The organism is Mucilaginibacter sp. SJ (assembly GCF_028993635.1).
Taxonomy (GTDB): Bacteria; Bacteroidota; Bacteroidia; order Sphingobacteriales; family Sphingobacteriaceae; genus Mucilaginibacter.
This window is the reverse complement of sequence record NZ_CP118631.1, coordinates 1,882,711-1,900,913: the sequence shown is the minus strand read 5'-3', so window position 1 is coordinate 1,900,913 and position 18,203 is coordinate 1,882,711. Positions and strand designations below refer to the sequence as shown.

The following is an 18,203-nucleotide window of genomic DNA, read 5'->3' as shown; positions in this document are numbered from 1 at the left end:
ATCTCGCAATAGGTATTGCCAATTGTTTTTGTTTATCTTTTACTACTTTTTTTTATTATTTATTTAATTAACTTGCTGCTAATGCATCTTTTAAAGAAATAATTAAACAAAACTTTATTATCTATTAAAACCTAAAGCCATGACCAATTCTATTTACAAGGAGGGGAGCTTAGTATGAGCGAACCTGTCATTAATCTTACATCCGGATTTATTTCACGCGGTAATTATCTTAACAGTAACGGCATATTAAGGCCGGGTGAAGCACTAACGTCGAAGAACGGGCTTTTTAGCGCCGTGCTTGGCGCTGATGGTCGTATTTGTATTTTTATGAACCGGCCCGGGGTTGCACAGCCCGATCTTTACCATTGTGTGGCGATGACCGGCTGGCCTGAAGGCGATTATTATGCCACGTTGCATATCAACGGAAACTTTTGTGTATATGCAGGAACCGGACCGGCAGATAACAAAGGCGCGGTGTGGTCATCAAACACCCCACACGATTATGAGTCGGAATATTTTGCCATCATGCGCAACGATGGGAATTTTTGCATTTTCGCGGGGAAGTATCCTAACGAATACCGCGGAATGAGCTGGTGCACTGGTACCGCTGATACTACACTTTCGCGCGAAGCTAAACCTGCTCCCGGCCCGCAGCAAGGTATGCTCGCCAGCACTATGGATCATCCGAGCCGAAGGAGTTGGGGTTTTAAGGCAGGCAGCAGGTTTGTTCAACAGTTGCGTATACAACAGTCAGGCATACCTTCAACTCTTGCTGTAGGGATGGGCTCTAACCAAAATCCTTACCAGGCGGAGCTTAAGTTTATGAGGGGCAGTGAACTATTATTTCACCGGTCTTATGTTAACCGCAAACAGCGCCCCTCTGATTGGACTACCGTATTCGAGCTTACAGATTTCGCTCATGAATTGGTTGCAGGTGAAATGATCAGTTTCGAAATAACCGTACTGCAGGCTACGTCGATTGAACCGGTTTTGGACGATCTGCCCGATTATCCCCGTAGCATGATGCCCAACTCGGGTATGATGGCTGCTAAGTTTATGCTGGAGGGTGCTATTGTAACACCGGGAGCTGCCGTTGCGATAAAAAAATGCGGGGGATTAGAAGAAAAATCGATGCTGCGACTTGGAGAGGATGGCTATATGCCAATGGGGGTGGAAATGATTGGTGTGGTTGAGGCAAATTTCGAAGTTGTTACCCAAACGTGGGATTTTGGAGGTAATCTGATCTGGCCATGGACACAAACTCAGCCATCAGGGTCGATGGCTCAGTTGCCTTCTCCAATTTTTAAAGGCCGGGTAGGACCTTCTTTTTTCTGTCCCCGCCGCGGAGTGTACGCGCCGGAAGTAACCTGCGAAGGAATGAGCGGCGGTAGGCCTGTGCGGGTTGTTACCACGGCAAGGGCTATGACTACTACGGCTCCAGCAAATATTGAAGTAAACGGCAACACTCATCCTATTACGGTACGCCAAAGAGAAGGTGTCGGCTACCATGTTGATTTTGGCCTGGTTACTGGCAGGGCCTCCGAAGAGAAACCTGGGGTGGGTATACGTTTTCGTGCTGCTCTAAATCCTCGTGGTACCATGGGAGATATCGCTGTGATGCAGTTTGTAAGGGGACAACGCCTTTATAACAAGGGCGATGGGTCAACATTTGAACTATCAACAAATTTTGAATGGTATCTTGACAGGAGCGTAAGAGACGGTAATATGGAATATCGGGATCCTAATGCCACAGCCGAGATCTTGCCGGGCCGAGATGCAACTGTGTATTTGTTGGATCGTCCTTCTTTTTCCTTAAATTCCAATGTCGTGCGTATCAGTGTTTACGAAACTTTTCGTTCATATCTGGTATATAAACCGAAGGGGCCGGGAGTACACGACGCCCGCTGGGTACCTCTTGGTTATGTACAATGGAATTGGAATGTGGTCATTTCCCGTACCAGTACATCAGTGCCCTGGCCCGCAGTGGCTGATTCATCCGGCTATACCGATGCAGGAGCGCTTTCAAATTTCGTAGCGGCAACGGAATTACCTAACTGGAATCACACAACGGCCGATCTCGGGGATCGGGTTGATGCTGAATTTCCTGCTGCTGCCCCTGCATTTGTAGAGTATCATTCCGATAATATTATGAATGCTGAGCAGATGGAAATTCGGTTAAGCGGAACTGCGACGCCTGAAATAATAGCCCGGTTAACCACTGCGCTTGAAACACCTATGTCGAATGCCTCTCGCGATAATCATAGTGTATTGGTGTGGGTGTCGCCTTCAAAGGCCCAGCGAGCATTGCAGGTACCAGGCGTAATCTCAGTTGGTAAGGTTGATATTTCCCGGCGCTACACGCCTGATCCATCGTATCCGCATCATCAGGACGAAGAACGAACACTAATTGTGTCTGTTGCTCCATATTCATGGTATAATAATGTTCCGGGCGGGCGGGAGTTTGCAAACACCTTTAGCCCTAAATCACTTGCCATGGTGGCTTCCGACCTGGTTGAGCGAAATCGCTCACGGCATCCAGATATCGGGCTCTCCGCCCGGATCTATTCTGAAACGGCACTATTTCTTACGTTTAGTGTGCCCTTGTCCGATTTGTTGGTTAGGGAGATTGTTGAGCATGCGCAGGTGAGTTTTGCCGAACGGGCATCGCATTTCAGGTCAGATGATCCCCCTGTGCCTTTGCCAGATCTTATGTAGCTATAAAGCCGCTGCAGTTTCAGGGCTTTTTCGTTCCTGTTGTGGGAGGATAACTATCTATTGAAATAATATTTCTTATTGCATCAAGAAGCGGAAGGCGTTAGGATTTCCTAATGACCTTTGCGACTTGATGCAAATTTTGGTTTACCGGAATTAACTATTCGCCAACCGAATCAATTCCCTAACCCGGTCAACTCCTGTTACATCAATACTGTATTCGTCGCCGGCTTCGTTGCTCATGAGTATATGATCGTTATGAAACTTCATTTTACTGGCAATTTTTATCCTTGCCGATGAGTGTACTTCGGTAGCGCCGGTAAAATGGATCAGGTCGGCTACGTTAACTTCGCTTACGCCGCTTCCGGGCATAATACTGATACGGCCTGCCGCCTGCTCAATAAGGCGGTTTAAATTGCTGGCACCTTCAATAGCTGTGCTTTTACCACCCGAGGTCAGGATCCGTTCGCAGCCCATCTCAATAATTTCTTCAAGTGCTTTATGCTGATCGGCACACATATCGAAAGCCCGGTGAAAAGTTACACCCAGGCCCCATTGCCGGGCAAGGCGTACCATTTCGGTACAGCGTTCTATATCGATGGAGCCATCTTCTTTAAGAATACCTATTACAACACCGTCGCAACCGGCATCAATACAATATCTGATATCGGCCATCATGAGCTTGTACTCCATATCATTGTACAAAAAATCGCCGCCGCGCGGACGGATGAGCACATACAGCTTGATATGGAGCAGGCTGCGGGCCATTAATATCGTACCGTGAGATGGGGTGGTGCCGCCATCCTTCAAATTTTCGCAAAGTTCAACACGCACAGCGCCGCCCTCCTGGGCCGCCAGGGCCGATGTTACCGAATTAGCACAAACTTCGAGCGATACTTGCATGTTTTTTTAAGTCCATAGTCCATGGTCGATAGTCCATAGCCTTTTTTGTTCATAGTCTATAGTCGATAGTTCATAGACTACTACTGTTAAGTTAACTATATTCTGCAATATTAAGCCATGGACTATCGACTTTCGTCCATGGCCTAAATTATTTATAATAACTCTTGCCAGGTATTAACAGATCCTGCTGCTGCGCATTGCAAACGGCGTATGAAAAACCGCTTTGTATGGCGTAAGCACCATATTCACCTTTTTTGTTGATGGCTAAAAAGCCCACCTGGATTTTTTTAGCTATCTCGGGCTTCTTTTTGATAATGCGGTTTACGGCTTCCTTACAGGCATCTTCGGGCGATAAGCCCTGGCGCATCAGCTCCACTACCAAAAAGCTACCCACATTGCGGATCACCTCTTCGCCAACACCGGTTGATGTAGCACCGCCAACTTCATTATCTACATAAAGGCCTGCGCCTATAATAGGGCTGTCGCCAACACGGCCATGCAGTTTAAAAGCCATACCGCTGGTAGTGCAACCACCTGAGATATTGCCTTTAGCGTCAATAGCCAGCATACCAATGGTATCATGGTTGTATTTATTGCCCGGCTTGCCGCCGTTTTCGATATTCATTACGGGGCTGTACTGGGCTTTTTTAAGCCACTCCTTCCAGATCTTTTCTGTTTCGGGGGTTAGCAGTTTTTCTTTTTTCATGCCCTGCTCAACGGCAAACTGGGTAGCACCTTCGCCAACCAGCATTACGTGAGGGGTTTTCTCCATCACCAAGCGGGCTACTGAAATAGGATGAGCTATATCCTCCATGGCAGCTACCGAGCCGCAGTTGCCAAACTCATCCATAATACATGAGTCGAGGGTTACGTGTCCGTCACGGTCGGGCAGGCCGGTGCGGCCTACGGTATGATTAGTAATATCTTCGGCTTCGGGAATGCGGGCGCCGGCTTCAATGGCGTCGAGCGCACGGCCCCCGGCTGATAATACTTTCCAGGCACCTTTATTAGCTATAATGCCAAAATCCCAGGTAGAGATAACAATAGGATAACCGCCCTCGGGTTTCGATATGACAGTTTTTGCGATGGCAGATTTAGAAAGCGCTGCAAATGAAGCACCTGCGGCGGATAATTTAATGAACTTACGGCGGTTGTACATACCGCTAATATATGAAAAACAGTTTTAAGTCGTAAGTTCTAAGTCTTCAGTCTGAAGTCGTAACTCTTGAGTTTTAAGTTAAGACCATATCGGGTTATAAAAATGAAGACTTTTGACTCGAGACTTAAGACTTTCGACTTTGAAAAAAGCTATTCAAAATCCCGCTGGCAATTAAAGCAATGCCATGCTTTACGGCTATAAAAAGGGAATATCATCAATAAAAAGGAGATGATGGCTGTAAGCCAATGAACCTTCTTTTCGGTTGCAGAGCCGTAGCGAACATTGGTTGAGCCGCAATAAGGGCAAATTACGGCATTAAGCGTTTCGTCGTCAATTTCAATATGGTCCTGGTCATGGAGGTCGCCTTCAGTAGCTAAGATTTCACGGCAACGCTCCAGGTCGCGCTCAAATATTTTAAGTTTAATGCCGCCCACCGCCTGGTTGTAAAGAGGATTGGAACCAATAGTGTTTTCATCGGCAATAAAGCAGGGAATGCCATAACCTTCCAGTTTGGTGCGGATGATATGTGCAAGCATCACATCATAATAGGTTTCAAACGTTATGATCTTTTCTTCGGGTTGAACGGCCATATTGTAGATAAATATTAATCAAAGGTAAATTGTTTTTTATTTAATTTGGACGCCATGAACCGCATCGACCGAATATCAGCCATTTTGATCCAACTACAATCACGCAGGGTGGTAAAGGCAGGAGATATTGCCGATAGGTTCAACATTAGCCTGCGTACGGTTTACCGCGATATTAAAACGCTTGAGGAGGCGGGCATCCCGCTCATAGGCGAAGCCGGCGTTGGTTACTCCATTATGGATGGTTACCGCCTGCCCCCGGTAATGTTTACCCGCGAGGAAGCCACCGCTTTTTTAACTGCCGAAAAGTTTGTTGAAAAGCTTACAGATACCTCAACCATGGCACAGTACCAATCGGCCATGTATAAGGTGAGGGCTATTCTTAAATCATCCGAAAAGGATGCCCTGGAAAATCTTGACGGCAGCATTGAAGTACTGAAAAGCCATAGCCAAAAACGCGCCGGAAATACTGATCATATTCAAACTATACTGGATTGTATCGTATGTAAGAAGATCATGTGCATTGACTACTTCGCCGCCCATTCGCAGGAAAATACCAAACGCGATGTAGAGCCGGTCGGCGTTTTTTTTCTGGATAGTTTCTGGCACCTGATAGCTTACTGTCGCCTGCGTAATGATTACCGCGATTTCAGGATCGACCGTATCAAAAAGCTGATGGTAACAGATAAAAGTTATATCAACAGCAAGCACCCTACGCTAAAGGATTATATTGATAAGATGGCCAGCGAAAAGCAGCTTGAACAGGTGGTGATCAAAGTTGACAAGGAGATTCACAGCTATCTTGACCATCAAAAATACTATGGCGGTTTTGTATCTGAGAAAACCGTGGGCAACAAAATTGAGATGACTTTTTTGACCATTTCATTAGAAGGTTTTGCCCGATGGTATATGACCTTTGGCGACCGCGCTGAAATCATTAAACCAGATACACTGCTACAGCGTGTACGGGAGATTACCGCGACCATCGCCCAAAAAATAAATTAATTTCTTTTCTTTTTTTCCTGCTGACATAAGGCTGTCACCAGTGCATTGTTACTTTGTTTCATAATAGCAGGGGCAGGGCTTTTATTGGTCGTGTTTTTGCGGGTAATTTAAACCATACACTTATGAAACATTGGATAATAGTAGTATCAAAAGATCACATTGGCCGTGGCATTTCCGGGGGATTTATTCAGGCCAATCATGGTAAACTGGCGCCGCTTAAACGTATGGAAGTTGGCGACTGGGTGGCGGTGTATTCGCCTAAACAAAAGATGAACGGCAATGAGCCTTTGCAGGCTTTTACAGCCATTGGTCAGGTGCGTGACGAGGATATTTATCAGAAGCAAATGGCTATTGATTTTATCCCATACCGCCGCAATGTAAATTACTACGAATGTGCCGAAGTTCCGATAGCCCCGATGATTGAAGAGCTTGATTTTATCACCAACAAAAAAGCCTGGGGTTACAACTTCAGGTTTGGATTTTTTGAAGTTCCCGACGCAGATTTTAAGAAGATAAAGGAACAAATGATCACTGCAAAACAACCACTATTAAATAAAGCTACGTTATGGAAAAATTAACAGTAAATGTGCAGGTAAAATTTAAAGCCCCTATGGCTAAAGTTTGGCAAGGCTTGACTGATCCTGCTATGGTAAAAAAATATTTTTTTGGTACCGATCTTAAATCGAGCTGGAGGGTAGGGGAGCCCATAAAATTCAGCGGGGAGTGGAATGGTAAAAAGTATGAAGACCATGGAACCATACTGGACATTGATCCCGGTGCATTTGTGAAATACAATTACTGGAGCAGCATGAGCGGTACCGAAGACAAGCCCGAAAACTACGCCAATATTACCTATAATCTAACCGAGAACAATGGCGAAACCGAGCTTACAATTACCCAGGACAATGTGAAAAATGAGGAAGCCAAAACGCATTCAGAGCAAAATTGGAAAGGGATTTTTGAGGGACTGAAGAAGTTGGTTGAATAATGATAATTATAAACTAATAATTTATATAATCATTATAATTAACTGTATAAAAATTAATTATATATCAATATAACAAATAGTAATAGCTCCCGGTATGGATAAAGTAACAATAAAAGGCTTTTTTTTGGTCGGCATTTCGGTGCGCACCACCAATCAGGGTGGCCAGGCGATGAAGGACATTGCCGGGCTCTGGAACTGGTTTATGAGCGAGCATGTTTTACAGCAGGTAGTGAACCGTGTCAGCGATGATATTTATTGTGTTTACACCGACTATGAAAGCGATAAGGATGGCTTTTATACCGCAGTACTGGGTTGTAAGGTAGCTACTAAAGACAATATCCCTGAAGGGCTGATCTGCATTACCGTGCCGCCCGGAAGTTATAACCGGTACGTGGCTAAAGGTGCACTGCCACAGGCAGTAGGAGAAACCTGGCACCAGATCTGGACAAACGATATTGACAGGAGGTATATGGCTGATTTTGATGTTTATGGAGAAAGATCGCAAAATGCTGATAATGCCGAGGTAGAGATTTTTGTTGGGGTGAATAACTAACCATCGTCATGCTGAACTTGTTTCAGCACCCCATCAGAAGAGCCGCCTGGAATCTTGCTTGTGAGGTGCCGAAATAAATTCGGCATGACTTTTTTGTTAAAAGAATATAGCGTTTAGACTACAGAAAACTCTGTAATTTCTAAAATTCTATAAATTGTAATTAATATTACCTGTTAAAAGTCAATCGCTTGCCGGCTTCACCTTCAATAAAACTTCCATTCGCATATGCCAGGTTTCCCGATATCAAGGTATAAGCTACCTGCGAACGGAAAGTATTGCCTTCAAACGGGCTCCAGTTACATTTATACAGGATATTGCTTTTATTTACGTTCCAGGGTTTGTTTAAATCTACAAGTACAAGGTCGGCCCAATAACCCTCGCGAATGAAGCCACGTTTTTCTATTTGAAAAAGGGTAGCTACGTTATGCGCCATTTTTTCTGCAATTTGCTCGAGGCTTATTTTGCCGTGATGATATAGTTCAAGCATGGCGGGCAAAGCATGCTGAACCAAAGGCCCGCCGGATGGCGCCTGCAGGTAAGGCTGCTCTTTCTCTTCAATGGTATGCGGGGCATGATCGGTGGCAATAACATCAATGCGGCCATCCAAAACAGCACGTAAAATACCGTCACGATCTGACTCTGTTTTTACAGCCGGGTTCCACTTAATATAGTTGCCTTTTGTTTCATAATCTGCATCGGTAAACCATAAGTGATGGATGCAGGCTTCGGCAGTAATCCGTTTATCTTTTAATGGAATTGTGTTGCTAAAAAGATGTGTCTCCCGCTCGGTGGAGATGTGCAAAATATGTAAACGGGTGTCGTGTTTTTTTGCAAGCTCAACCGCCATTGATGACGACAAATAGCAAGCCTCTGCACTCCTGATTTTTGGATGCATCCGCACCGGAATATTTTCGCCAAGCAGTTGTTTGTAATGGGCAAGATTGCTCTTGATGGTAGCCTCATCTTCGCAGTGCGTAGCGATGAGCATGGGCGATTGTGCAAACAGTTTTTCGAGCGTGTGAGGGTCATCAACCAGCATGTTGCCGGTAGAGGATCCCATGAACACTTTGATACCACAAACCTTACTGATATCGGTGCGCAAAACGGCATCTAAATTGTTGTTAGACGCGCCCATAAAAAACGAATAATTAGCCAGCGAATTGCGCGACGCGATCTGGTATTTATCCTCCAAAAGTTCCTGCGTTAAAGTGTTGGGAACAGTGTTGGGCATCTCCATAAATGAAGTGATACCTCCGGCAACAGCAGCGCGCGATTCGGTATAAATATCGGCCTTATAAGTTAGGCCCGGCTCGCGGAAATGTACCTGGTCATCGATGCACCCGGGCAGCAAATGCAGGCCTTCTGCGTTGATGATTTCGTCGGCTTGCGTGTCAATTACTGAATCGATACGGTCTATCAAACCATCTTTAATCAATACATCGGCAATGTATTGCTTATGCTCGTTAACTATAGTGGCAGCTTTTATCAGAATTGTAGACATGGTTTTTGATTTCGGATTTCGAATGTTCGATTTCGGATTTATTTGATAACGGTATTCAGGCCAAACTTACAAAGTTTTTGAAACTTCGTAAGTTTCAATAGCGGTGGCTATTTCTTGCTCTATCGGAAACTGCCCCAAACTTTTATAAATGGCAGTCCCATTGGCGTCGCTATCCTTCACTGCCCATGTTGCCATTGCGTACATTACCGGCCGCAATTCCATGCCTGATTCGCTTAGCCGGTAGCTCACATGTGGAGGTACAACTGGTTTGGACTCTCTGATCAGCAGGCCGTCGGCTTCAAGTTGTTTCAGGTGCTGGATCAACATTTTTTCGGTAATGGTTGGGATAGATTTTTTTAGCTCGCTGTAGCGTTTACTCCCGGTTAACAGATGGAACAAAATGATCGGTTTCCAATAGCCGCCTATGCGTTCCATTACATAAGTTACCGGGCATTCTTTAAATGCGGCCTGTTTATTTTCCTGTATGGTCGAGCTTTCTTTTATCGCTGTCATGGTTATACATACTTTAGGGTAAGTACTTGTAAAAAAGTAAGTGTAAAAATACCTTTGCTTTCAATAAAAACAAAAACATTATGAAAATTATAGTAACAGGTTCAACAGGCAATATAAGCAAACCTTTAACACAAACTTTAATAGCCGCAGGGCATAAGGTAACAGTAATTAGCAGCAATGCCGATAAGGTAACAGAGATAGAATCATTAGGGGCCAAAGCAGCAATCGGCTCTTTAGCCGATGCCGATTTCTTAACACAAACATTTACCGGGGCCGATGCGCTTTACGCCATGGTGCCGCCAAGCTTTAGTGCCGAAAGTTTAAGGGCATACCAAAACGAAACCGGTAAAAGCTATGCCGAAGCCATTAAACGGTCGGGCATAAAAAAAGTAGTCGCCTTAAGCAGCATAGGTGCGCATTTGGATAGCGGCGTAGGCCCGATAAAAGGCATCCACGATGTTGAAGGTATTTTGAGCGGAATAGATGGTGTGGCCGTTAAATTTATCCGTGCGCCGTTCTTCTATATCAATTTTTTCAGTAATATCCCGCTTATCAAGCACCAGGGTATCCTTGGATCAAATTATCCCGCAAATACAAGGCTGATCATGGTGCATCCGACAGATATTGCAGCTGCAGTAGCAGAAGAATTGCAAAAGGATTTTACCGGTAAAAGCATACGCTACATTGTAAGCGATGAGTCAACACCTGGCGGGGTTGCAGCGGTTTTAGGTGAGGCAATAGGTAATCCTAACTTGCCATGGATTGAGTTTACTGATGAACAGCTTGCAGAAGGCTTATCTCAGGCAGGCGTTCCTCCCGAAATGACCCGCAATTTTGTTGAAATGGGCACTGCGGTAAAAAGCGGAAAGATCTGGGAGGATTATGATAAGCATAAGCCTGTATCGTCCGGTAAGGTGAGTTTGCAGGATTTTGCCAGGGAGTTTGCTGCGGTATATAACGGCTAATTCTTTTAATCATACTTAATTTGTTCGACTAAAATTTTACATACGAAGTTTTAAGCCGGACGCATTCAAATCGAATTACATGAATTTCAATTTAACCTGATTGGAATCCGTGTAATTCGATTTGTCATGTTAGGAACCTGCATTTTAAAGAGACCAAGTGCTCCAAAAGCGAGAAATTAACTAAACAATAGTTTGCGTAATTGAAATATAAATAAATATCTTTGTGTCTAAGATATTTAGATAATGAGAGAAAATAATGAGGCTGATTTACTGTTACAATTCAAGGCTGCCAGCAGGCAATACTCTGATGCCTCTATTCTCATGCACGAAGCGATAGCCCGAAAAGCAGGGCTTTCCGGTACAGATCACAAGTACTTAGGACTGATACTACAGCATAAATCCATAACAGCGGGTGAAATCTCAAAGCTAACCGGGTTAACTACCGGCGCGGTAACCGGGTTGGTTGACCGCCTGGAGAAAAAGAAGCTTCTGAAAAGACAATTTACCAAAGACGACAGAAGGAAAGTAATCATTGTTCCTAACGTTGAAAACAGTATGAAGCTTTTAACACCGCTCTTTGATGAACTGCAGCAGCAAACTATCGAGCTCATTTCAACGTTCTCAGCCGGCGAAATCCAAACTATTGAACGCTATTTTACAGGGGCAACCGCGATAATGAAAACAATAGCAGATAAGTTAAATAACAAATAATAACAATGGAAAATATAACTTCAAACTATCTGGCAAGAGCCGAAATATGGCTTTGCGTCAGTACCCTTATCTACTTTTTGATGAACGGAGCACAGATATTTGAAACCTTGGTTTTTGTTCCCAAATGGACGGTTTCACCACCAGACAATTTTAAACTCCTCTTGGATGGAAAAGGTGTAAGTCTTAAAAATTTTTGGATAGGGTTCCACTCCCTTCACGAAATCACATTTATCCTTGCGCTTATTTTTTGTTGGAAAATTGACCCTGTAAAGAACTGGCTTTTAATTTTGTTTGCAGTTCACATCGCTGTCAGGATATGGACATTGGCATTCTTTGCTCCCAATATTATAAACTTTCAAAAAATGGTCGGGACACAAGTTTCTTCAAATGAGTTAATAAGCCGAACTTCACTTTGGCAAACACTCAACTATGTAAGGGTTGCCATTTTCATTGCCATCTCCTGCGGACTTATCCCACTGTGCATTAAACTATTTAGTATGCGCCAATAAAATCATATTAATTTCTTTTATCTCTTATCCAACCGTCTTGTCTCCTGACTCTTGACTTCCTGCTTCTATTCAATTCCTGACACCGCCATGTTTTGGGCAATTGTTCCTACTTCAACAAAAAGCCTATCTTTGCGGCATGGCAGTAACCTTTGAAGATTTTAAATTTAACCGGCAAATTTTGAACGCGATAGTCGATGCCGGTTATACCGAAGCTACGCCTATCCAGCAAAAAGCTATTCCGCCTATTTTGAACGGACAGGATGTAATGGGTATAGCGCAAACCGGCACCGGAAAAACAGCGGCCTACGTGTTGCCCATCATCATGAGGCTTAAATATGCGCAGGGCGAACATGCCCGGGCGTTGATCATTTCGCCGACGCGTGAACTGGCCATGCAGATTGAGGAAAACATTAAAGCATTTGCCGCTTATACCGATTTACGGGTTGTTTTACTTTACGGAGGTATTGGCCCCAAAACACAAATAGAGCAGGTAAAAAAGGGTGTCGACATTATTGTAGCAACACCCGGCCGTTTCATGGATATTTACCTTGCCGGGCATATCATGACCAAACCATTACAGGTGTTGGTACTTGACGAAGCCGATAAAATGATGGATATGGGCTTTATGCCCCAGATAAACAGGATCCTGGAAGTGGTGCCTGTGAAAAGGCAAAACCTGCTTTTTTCGGCTACCATGAGCGAGAAGGTGCACCAGCTTTCGGCTAACTTTCTGGAGTTCCCTACGGTTATTGAAGTTACCCCGCAGGCTACGCCGGCGCAAACGGTTAACCAGCATTTATACCATGTGCCTAATATCAAAACTAAAATAAACCTGCTCAAAAAGCTGCTTGATAATGAAGGCGACATTACTAAGCTGATAGTTTTCTGTAAAACCCGGGTGGTGGCCGAGGACGTTTTTAAATTCCTGACCCGCAAATTTGGCGAACAGGACGTGAAGGTATTGCATGCCAATAAAGGGCAAAATACGAGGATCAATTCCATCAATTCGTTTAAAAACGATGAGGTGAAAATCCTGGTGGCTACTGATGTGGCATCGCGCGGTATTGATGTGAGCGATGTAAGCCATGTAATTAATTTTGATGTACCGGTGGTGTATGAGGATTATGTACACAGGATTGGCCGTACAGGCAGAGCGCTGCAATCCGGTGAGGCCATTACTTTTGCAACACCGTCTGAAGAGTATTATATCCGCAAGATTGAGAAACTCATCAAGCAAACCATTCCCGTTGAGCGTATCCCCGACGATGTGTTTATTGAAGAAACCCCATATGAGGAAAGGCAGGACCAGGCGCGGGAAATAGATATGCAAAAGCGCAAAGAAGACCCCGATTTTAAAGGCGCCTTCCACGAAAAGAAATCCCTTAACCAGCGCAAAAAATTTGATGCCAATAAAGACAAGGCCAAATATGGTTCAAAGGCCGCAAGGCAGGGTTCAGGCCGATCATCCAAAAGCAAAAAAAGACACTAAGCCCCATCAATGAAATTCAGATTTACCCCCTTAAATTTTTTTACCGCGTTTTTGGTAGCGGTGGCAGCCTATGTTTTTATTTATGGGGCCGGTATTGCCGGGCGACCGCTTGAGCATTGGGGTGGCACCATAGGCTGGATCTTTTTGTTGTTTGCCTTTGTAGTTTTTGTGATTGATATCATGTTCCGCAACTTTTTTATCGAAACCAAAAAAATATGGATGGTGGAGACATTTTTCATTGTTTTGGTTATAATTATATTCTTACTTGTTAAATAAATTTTGAAATGAAAACCGCTGAAATAAAGCTTACCGTTACGCTTGATGATAATAATGTTCCGGAACATATCCTTTGGGAATCAACCGACTCAACCAACAAAGAAGCGTTGCCTGTAAAATCAATGATGCTTGCCCTTTGGGACCAAAGCTATAAAAACACCCTGCGCATTGACCTTTGGACAAAAGATATGCCTGTTGACGAGATGAAACGCTTTTTTTATGAAACCCTGCAAACCATGGGCGACAGCTTTTTACGTGCAACCGGCGAGAAAAATATTGTTGAAGACCTGCGCGATTATTGTGCCCACTTTGCTGATAAAATGGAAATAACACAAAAATAACAACCTAAATATGCGCCTTAGCTCAATTTTATCATTTGCAGGATTTGCCCTGCTGTTTGCTGCAACCTATTGCCCACTGCTGCGGGTATTCCATGTAACCAGCTGGAATATTTACAAGCTTAACCAACCTTATGGGCTGGTACTTTTGTTGGTGGCTGTTGTTGGTATTATTGTATCGTTCCTTAACCAGGCCAAAATTATGCGTGTGGCCGCCTGGTTGTCGGTGGTGCTTGTTGTACTGTTGCTGGTTGCCGCCATTTTTAAAGTAAATTCGGCATTTAGCTTTATTCCGTTTAAAGGTATTAACCGGTTTTTAACCAGCCAGCTTAAATTTCAATGGGGCTGGTATGTGATGTTTGCCGGCCCTATTTTGGCTTTGATTGGCGCTTTGAGCAGCCGCCCTAAAGTTTTTATCTCAAATACTACGGATACCACGATAGTAAGTTAATATTCCTGGTATGTTTAATTAGCTGTAATATTAACATTACAGCTTTTTTTTAAACATATTTGTAATTCAGATTAATACGAATACCTAATGTTAAAATTTTCTTTTCGCCAGCAGGTTTTAGCGGGCTTTGTGGTATCAATCATCCTTGTTTTCGTGGTGGGCATTTTGTCTTTTAACAGTTTGCGTCAATTTGAGGAGGATAATACCTGGGTTGATCATACTCAAAAGGTTATTCATACATCTACCAATTTATTGCAGGAGCTGATAGATGCCGAAACAGGTATGCGGGGTTATGGCGCTACCAACAATAAATCATTTCTTGATCCTTACAATGCTTCTTTGCCTAAAATAGCCGACGATCTTAGCTCTTTGAAGGACATGGTTAAGGATAATCCGGTACAGTTTAAGCGTGTCGATTCGATAAATAAGCTGGTGAAAGAGCAATTGCTGATACTCAAAACAAATGTTGAAGCACGCGGAAACCTGGGGCTTGATTACATGCTGCAGCACAACATGTTTTTAAATGGTAAGGAAAATATGGATCATATCCGTATGCTCGTTAGCCATATGACTAACACCGAACAGCGCCTGCTTGCCGACAGAAAAGAAGACTCACGTGAGGCATCAACGCTTGTTAAGATCGTGATTGCCTGTGGTTCATTGATATTCCTGATTATCATCCTGGTGCTGTTCTTCTACATTCAAAAAACCTTTGACCAGCAAAAGAAAATTGAGGATGACATCAGGGTTGCTAATATCGAACTTGGCAAAGTAATTGCCGATAACGAAGCCAAAAACTGGCTGCTTACCGGAACCGGGCAACTGAATGAAAAAATGCAGGGCCAACAGGTCGAAAAAGAATTATCCAATAATATATTAACTGAAGTTTGTACCTATACCAATGCCGCGGCAGGTACATTTTACCTGTATAACGAAGCAAGCAACAGGCTTGAATTGTATGCTTCATTCGCGTTCCACAATCCTGATTTTGTTAAAAAGTCGGTGCAAATGACCGAGGGCTGGCTTGGCCAGGTAGCCAAAGATGGCAAAGCGGCGGTTGTAAAAGGTAAACTGAACGATAAGCTTGAGCTTTCATCATCAGTATTAAAAACTGAACTGGCCGAATCAATTATCATACCTTTCTTTTTTGATAAAAAGCTAAAAGGCGTAATGGAGGTTGCTTTTAATGAAGGGATCTCGAAAAATAAATCGGAATACATTTTGGCTATCGCCAATGATATAGGTATAGCGGTTAATACTTCGCAGGCACGTACTATTATGCACGACCTGTACGAGGAAACCCAGCAGCAGGCCGAAGAGCTGGAAGCACAACAGGAAGAACTGCGTGTTACCAATGAGGAGCTTGTTCAAAAAACTGAAGAGCTGCAGGCCTCAGAAGAAGAACTTAGGGTACAGCAGGAAGAACTGCGTACCACCAATGCCGAACTGGAAGAAAAAGCCAGTTTGCTTGAAGAAAAAAACCAGGCCATTGAACAGGCCCGCCAGGCTATCAACCTTAAGGTTGAAGAACTGGAAACTACGGGTAAATACAAATCGGAGTTTTTGGCCAACATGAGCCATGAACTGCGCACACCGCTTAACAGTATCCTGGTATTGGCGCGGATCCTTAAAGACAACAAGCCTGCCAACCTTTCTGAAGACCAGATCAAATATGCCAGCGTTATTTTCAACGCCGGTAATGACCTGCTTACTTTGATCAATGATATCCTCGACCTTTCAAAAATTGAATCGGGCAAGCTGGATATGCAAAATGAAGATATTAGGGTGAGTGATATTGTTGGCGATATGGAAATGCTGTTTGCCGAAGTAGCCAGCAACAAAAAAATTAATTACACAACAAGTATAGACCGACAGCTGCCGCAAACCATATTTACCGATAAGGTACGTATAGAGCAGGTTATCAAAAACCTGTTAAGTAACGCGTTTAAGTTTACTTCTGAAAATGGCTCTGTTGCTATCAATGTAAAACCGGGCGTTAAAGATAAAACCATCAGCTTTGCTATCAAAGATTCGGGTATCGGGATCTCTGCGGATAAGCAAAAAGTAATATTTGAGGCATTTCAGCAGGCCGATGGTTCAACAAGCCGTAAATATGGCGGTACCGGTTTAGGTTTATCTATAAGCCGCGAGCTTGCTTTCCTCTTGGGCGGTAGCATAACCCTGAGCAGTGAGCCGGGCATAGGCAGCGAATTTGTACTTACCGTGCCTTATGAAGCTAAATTAACGCCCGCCGCCTTAATTGAAGAGGTATTGCCAACTGCCGAAACTTTTAAGCCTGTAACAGAGTTCCTGAGCCCGGTTAAAGCGGCCCCGCGTGACCCCGGTAAAGAGCCTTTGGTTGTAATTGTTGAGGATGATAAAAACTTTGCAAGCATATTGCAGGATTATGCCCGCGATCATGGTTATAAATCAATCATGGTGTATGAGGGTACCCGGGCGGTTGAAATTGTTAAGGAAGCCAAACCCGATGCCGTGATCCTGGATATTATGCTGCCTGGTAAAGATGGCTGGCAGATTTTGAAGGAGTTAAAGAATGATGAAGATACGATGCATATCCCGGTTCACCTGATGTCGGCCGGGGATGCTGCCGCAAACCGTGTGCGAAGGGAAGGTGCTATCAACTTCATGAAAAAGCCTATCAATACCGAAACGCTGGATAAGCTTTTTGCCGATATCATGGTGCAAAGCGGCACCAGGTTTAAACAGATCCTGCTGGTTGAAGATCACAAAGCCCAAAGCCAGGCCTTGAAAGACCTGATGCAGGGCCAGGGCATAACGGTAGATCAGGCTTTTGACGGCGAATCGGCATTCAGATTGCTGCATGAAAACGAGTACCAGTGTGTAATTCTTGACCTTAACCTGCCTGATATTTCGGGCTTGGATTTGCTGGATAAGATCAAAGAGGTTGACCGCTTTGCTTCATTGCCGGTTATTATCAATACCGCAATGGAGCTTGATAAACTATCGGTAAACAGGTTGATGCAGTATGCCAACGCTATGGTGGTTAAAACCAATAAATCATCCGACAGGCTGATTGATGAGGTTAACCTGTTCCTGAACAAGATCAGTGAAACGGCGATTGCCCCGGCACAACAAGCGCCATCATCGCCCAAACCTAAAATACTAACTAAAGGCAAAGATGCTATTAAGGGCAAAAAAGTGCTCATAGTTGATGATGATATGCGCAATATTTTTGCGCTGAGCAGCGCCCTGCAAAGCTATGACCTCAATGTAGAGATAGCTAATGACGGTGAAGAAGCCATAGCCAAACTTGAGGATATAAAGGATATTGACATAGTGCTTATGGACATCATGATGCCAAAAATGGATGGCTATGAGGCTACCAGGCATATCCGTAAGCAAAACAAATGGGCTAAATTACCCGTAATAGCATTAACTGCAAAAGCAATGAAAGACGACCGCGAAAAATGTATAGCGGCCGGCGCCAATGATTATATCACCAAGCCCGTTGATATGGACAGGCTGATATCGCTGATGCAGCTTTGGCTTGAAAGTTAGGTT

The 18,203-nt window shown here is 44.0% G+C and carries 18 protein-coding genes; 13 read left to right on the top strand and 5 right to left on the bottom strand.

Going from position 1 to position 18,203, the window contains the following annotated elements; all coding sequences use genetic code 11:
* Positions 1-174 precede the first annotated feature (174 nt).
* The gene (locus tag MusilaSJ_RS07515) at positions 175-2,715 is read left to right on the top strand and encodes a hypothetical protein (RefSeq protein ID WP_274989395.1); all 2,541 of its coding nucleotides are present in this window, start codon (positions 175-177) and stop codon (positions 2,713-2,715) included.
* Between the two features lie 153 nt (positions 2,716-2,868).
* Here the strand turns inward: MusilaSJ_RS07515 and MusilaSJ_RS07510 are convergent, their stop codons facing one another.
* The 3 genes from MusilaSJ_RS07510 to MusilaSJ_RS07500 form a co-directional block, all read right to left on the bottom strand.
* Complete coding sequence (locus MusilaSJ_RS07510; protein WP_274989394.1) at positions 2,869-3,615, bottom strand: copper homeostasis protein CutC; 747 nt, start codon at positions 3,613-3,615, stop codon at positions 2,869-2,871.
* Between the two features lie 148 nt (positions 3,616-3,763).
* Complete coding sequence (locus MusilaSJ_RS07505) at positions 3,764-4,774, bottom strand: glycosylasparaginase (RefSeq protein WP_274989393.1); 1,011 nt, start codon at positions 4,772-4,774, stop codon at positions 3,764-3,766.
* A gap of 149 nt (positions 4,775-4,923) precedes the next feature.
* Positions 4,924-5,364: a putative signal transducing protein gene (locus tag MusilaSJ_RS07500; RefSeq protein ID WP_274989392.1), complete on the bottom strand. Its 441-nt coding sequence runs from the start codon at positions 5,362-5,364 to the stop codon at positions 4,924-4,926.
* Positions 5,365-5,418: 54 nt separating this feature from the next.
* On the opposite strand from MusilaSJ_RS07500, the gene MusilaSJ_RS07495 reads away from it, so the two are divergent.
* From MusilaSJ_RS07495 to MusilaSJ_RS07480, 4 genes are all read left to right on the top strand, one after another.
* Positions 5,419-6,366, top strand: a complete 948-nt coding sequence (locus tag MusilaSJ_RS07495) for a helix-turn-helix transcriptional regulator (RefSeq protein ID WP_274989391.1) — start codon at positions 5,419-5,421, stop codon at positions 6,364-6,366.
* 122 nt (positions 6,367-6,488) lie between these two features.
* Positions 6,489-6,944, top strand: a complete 456-nt coding sequence (locus MusilaSJ_RS07490) for an EVE domain-containing protein (protein WP_274989390.1) — start codon at positions 6,489-6,491, stop codon at positions 6,942-6,944.
* Positions 6,932-7,354, top strand: a complete 423-nt coding sequence (locus MusilaSJ_RS07485) for an SRPBCC family protein (protein ID WP_274989389.1) — start codon at positions 6,932-6,934, stop codon at positions 7,352-7,354. The genes MusilaSJ_RS07490 and MusilaSJ_RS07485 overlap by 13 nt, the downstream gene beginning before the upstream one ends.
* 94 nt (positions 7,355-7,448) lie before the next feature.
* Positions 7,449-7,907 (top strand): GyrI-like domain-containing protein, encoded by a 459-nt coding sequence (locus MusilaSJ_RS07480; RefSeq protein WP_274989388.1) that lies wholly within the window; start codon positions 7,449-7,451, stop codon positions 7,905-7,907.
* Between the two features lie 166 nt (positions 7,908-8,073).
* Here MusilaSJ_RS07480 and MusilaSJ_RS07475 read toward each other — a convergent pair whose 3' ends face one another.
* Positions 8,074-9,408: a dihydroorotase gene (locus MusilaSJ_RS07475; RefSeq protein ID WP_274989387.1), complete on the bottom strand. Its 1,335-nt coding sequence runs from the start codon at positions 9,406-9,408 to the stop codon at positions 8,074-8,076.
* A 66-nt stretch (positions 9,409-9,474) separates the two neighbouring features.
* A complete protein-coding gene (locus tag MusilaSJ_RS07470; RefSeq protein ID WP_274989386.1) occupies positions 9,475-9,921 on the bottom strand; it encodes a winged helix-turn-helix transcriptional regulator in 447 nt (148 codons plus the stop codon).
* Between the two features lie 80 nt (positions 9,922-10,001).
* Here MusilaSJ_RS07470 and MusilaSJ_RS07465 point away from each other — a divergent pair, with 80 nt between their 5' ends.
* The 8 genes from MusilaSJ_RS07465 (at position 10,002) to MusilaSJ_RS07430 (ending at position 18,200) form a co-directional block, all read left to right on the top strand.
* Positions 10,002-10,886, top strand: coding sequence for an NmrA family NAD(P)-binding protein (locus MusilaSJ_RS07465; protein WP_274989385.1), 885 nt, complete (start codon positions 10,002-10,004; stop codon positions 10,884-10,886).
* A gap of 243 nt (positions 10,887-11,129) precedes the next feature.
* The gene (locus MusilaSJ_RS07460) at positions 11,130-11,597 is read left to right on the top strand and encodes a MarR family winged helix-turn-helix transcriptional regulator (protein ID WP_274989384.1); all 468 of its coding nucleotides are present in this window, start codon (positions 11,130-11,132) and stop codon (positions 11,595-11,597) included.
* Positions 11,598-11,602: 5 nt separating this feature from the next.
* Positions 11,603-12,106, top strand: a complete 504-nt coding sequence (locus tag MusilaSJ_RS07455) for a transposase (RefSeq protein ID WP_274989383.1) — start codon at positions 11,603-11,605, stop codon at positions 12,104-12,106.
* 136 nt (positions 12,107-12,242) lie between these two features.
* Positions 12,243-13,595 (top strand): DEAD/DEAH box helicase, encoded by a 1,353-nt coding sequence (locus MusilaSJ_RS07450; RefSeq protein ID WP_274989382.1) that lies wholly within the window; start codon positions 12,243-12,245, stop codon positions 13,593-13,595.
* 9 nt (positions 13,596-13,604) lie between these two features.
* The gene (locus tag MusilaSJ_RS07445) at positions 13,605-13,871 is read left to right on the top strand and encodes a hypothetical protein (RefSeq protein ID WP_091211280.1); all 267 of its coding nucleotides are present in this window, start codon (positions 13,605-13,607) and stop codon (positions 13,869-13,871) included.
* An 8-nt stretch (positions 13,872-13,879) separates the two neighbouring features.
* On the top strand, positions 13,880-14,212 hold the full coding sequence (gldC, locus tag MusilaSJ_RS07440; protein ID WP_090524371.1) for a gliding motility protein GldC: 333 nt from the start codon (positions 13,880-13,882) through the stop codon (positions 14,210-14,212).
* A 10-nt stretch (positions 14,213-14,222) separates the two neighbouring features.
* Positions 14,223-14,660 (top strand): hypothetical protein, encoded by a 438-nt coding sequence (locus tag MusilaSJ_RS07435; RefSeq protein WP_274989381.1) that lies wholly within the window; start codon positions 14,223-14,225, stop codon positions 14,658-14,660.
* 87 nt (positions 14,661-14,747) lie between these two features.
* Positions 14,748-18,200, top strand: a complete 3,453-nt coding sequence (locus MusilaSJ_RS07430; protein WP_274989380.1) for a response regulator — start codon at positions 14,748-14,750, stop codon at positions 18,198-18,200.
* Positions 18,201-18,203: the final 3 nt, after the last annotated feature.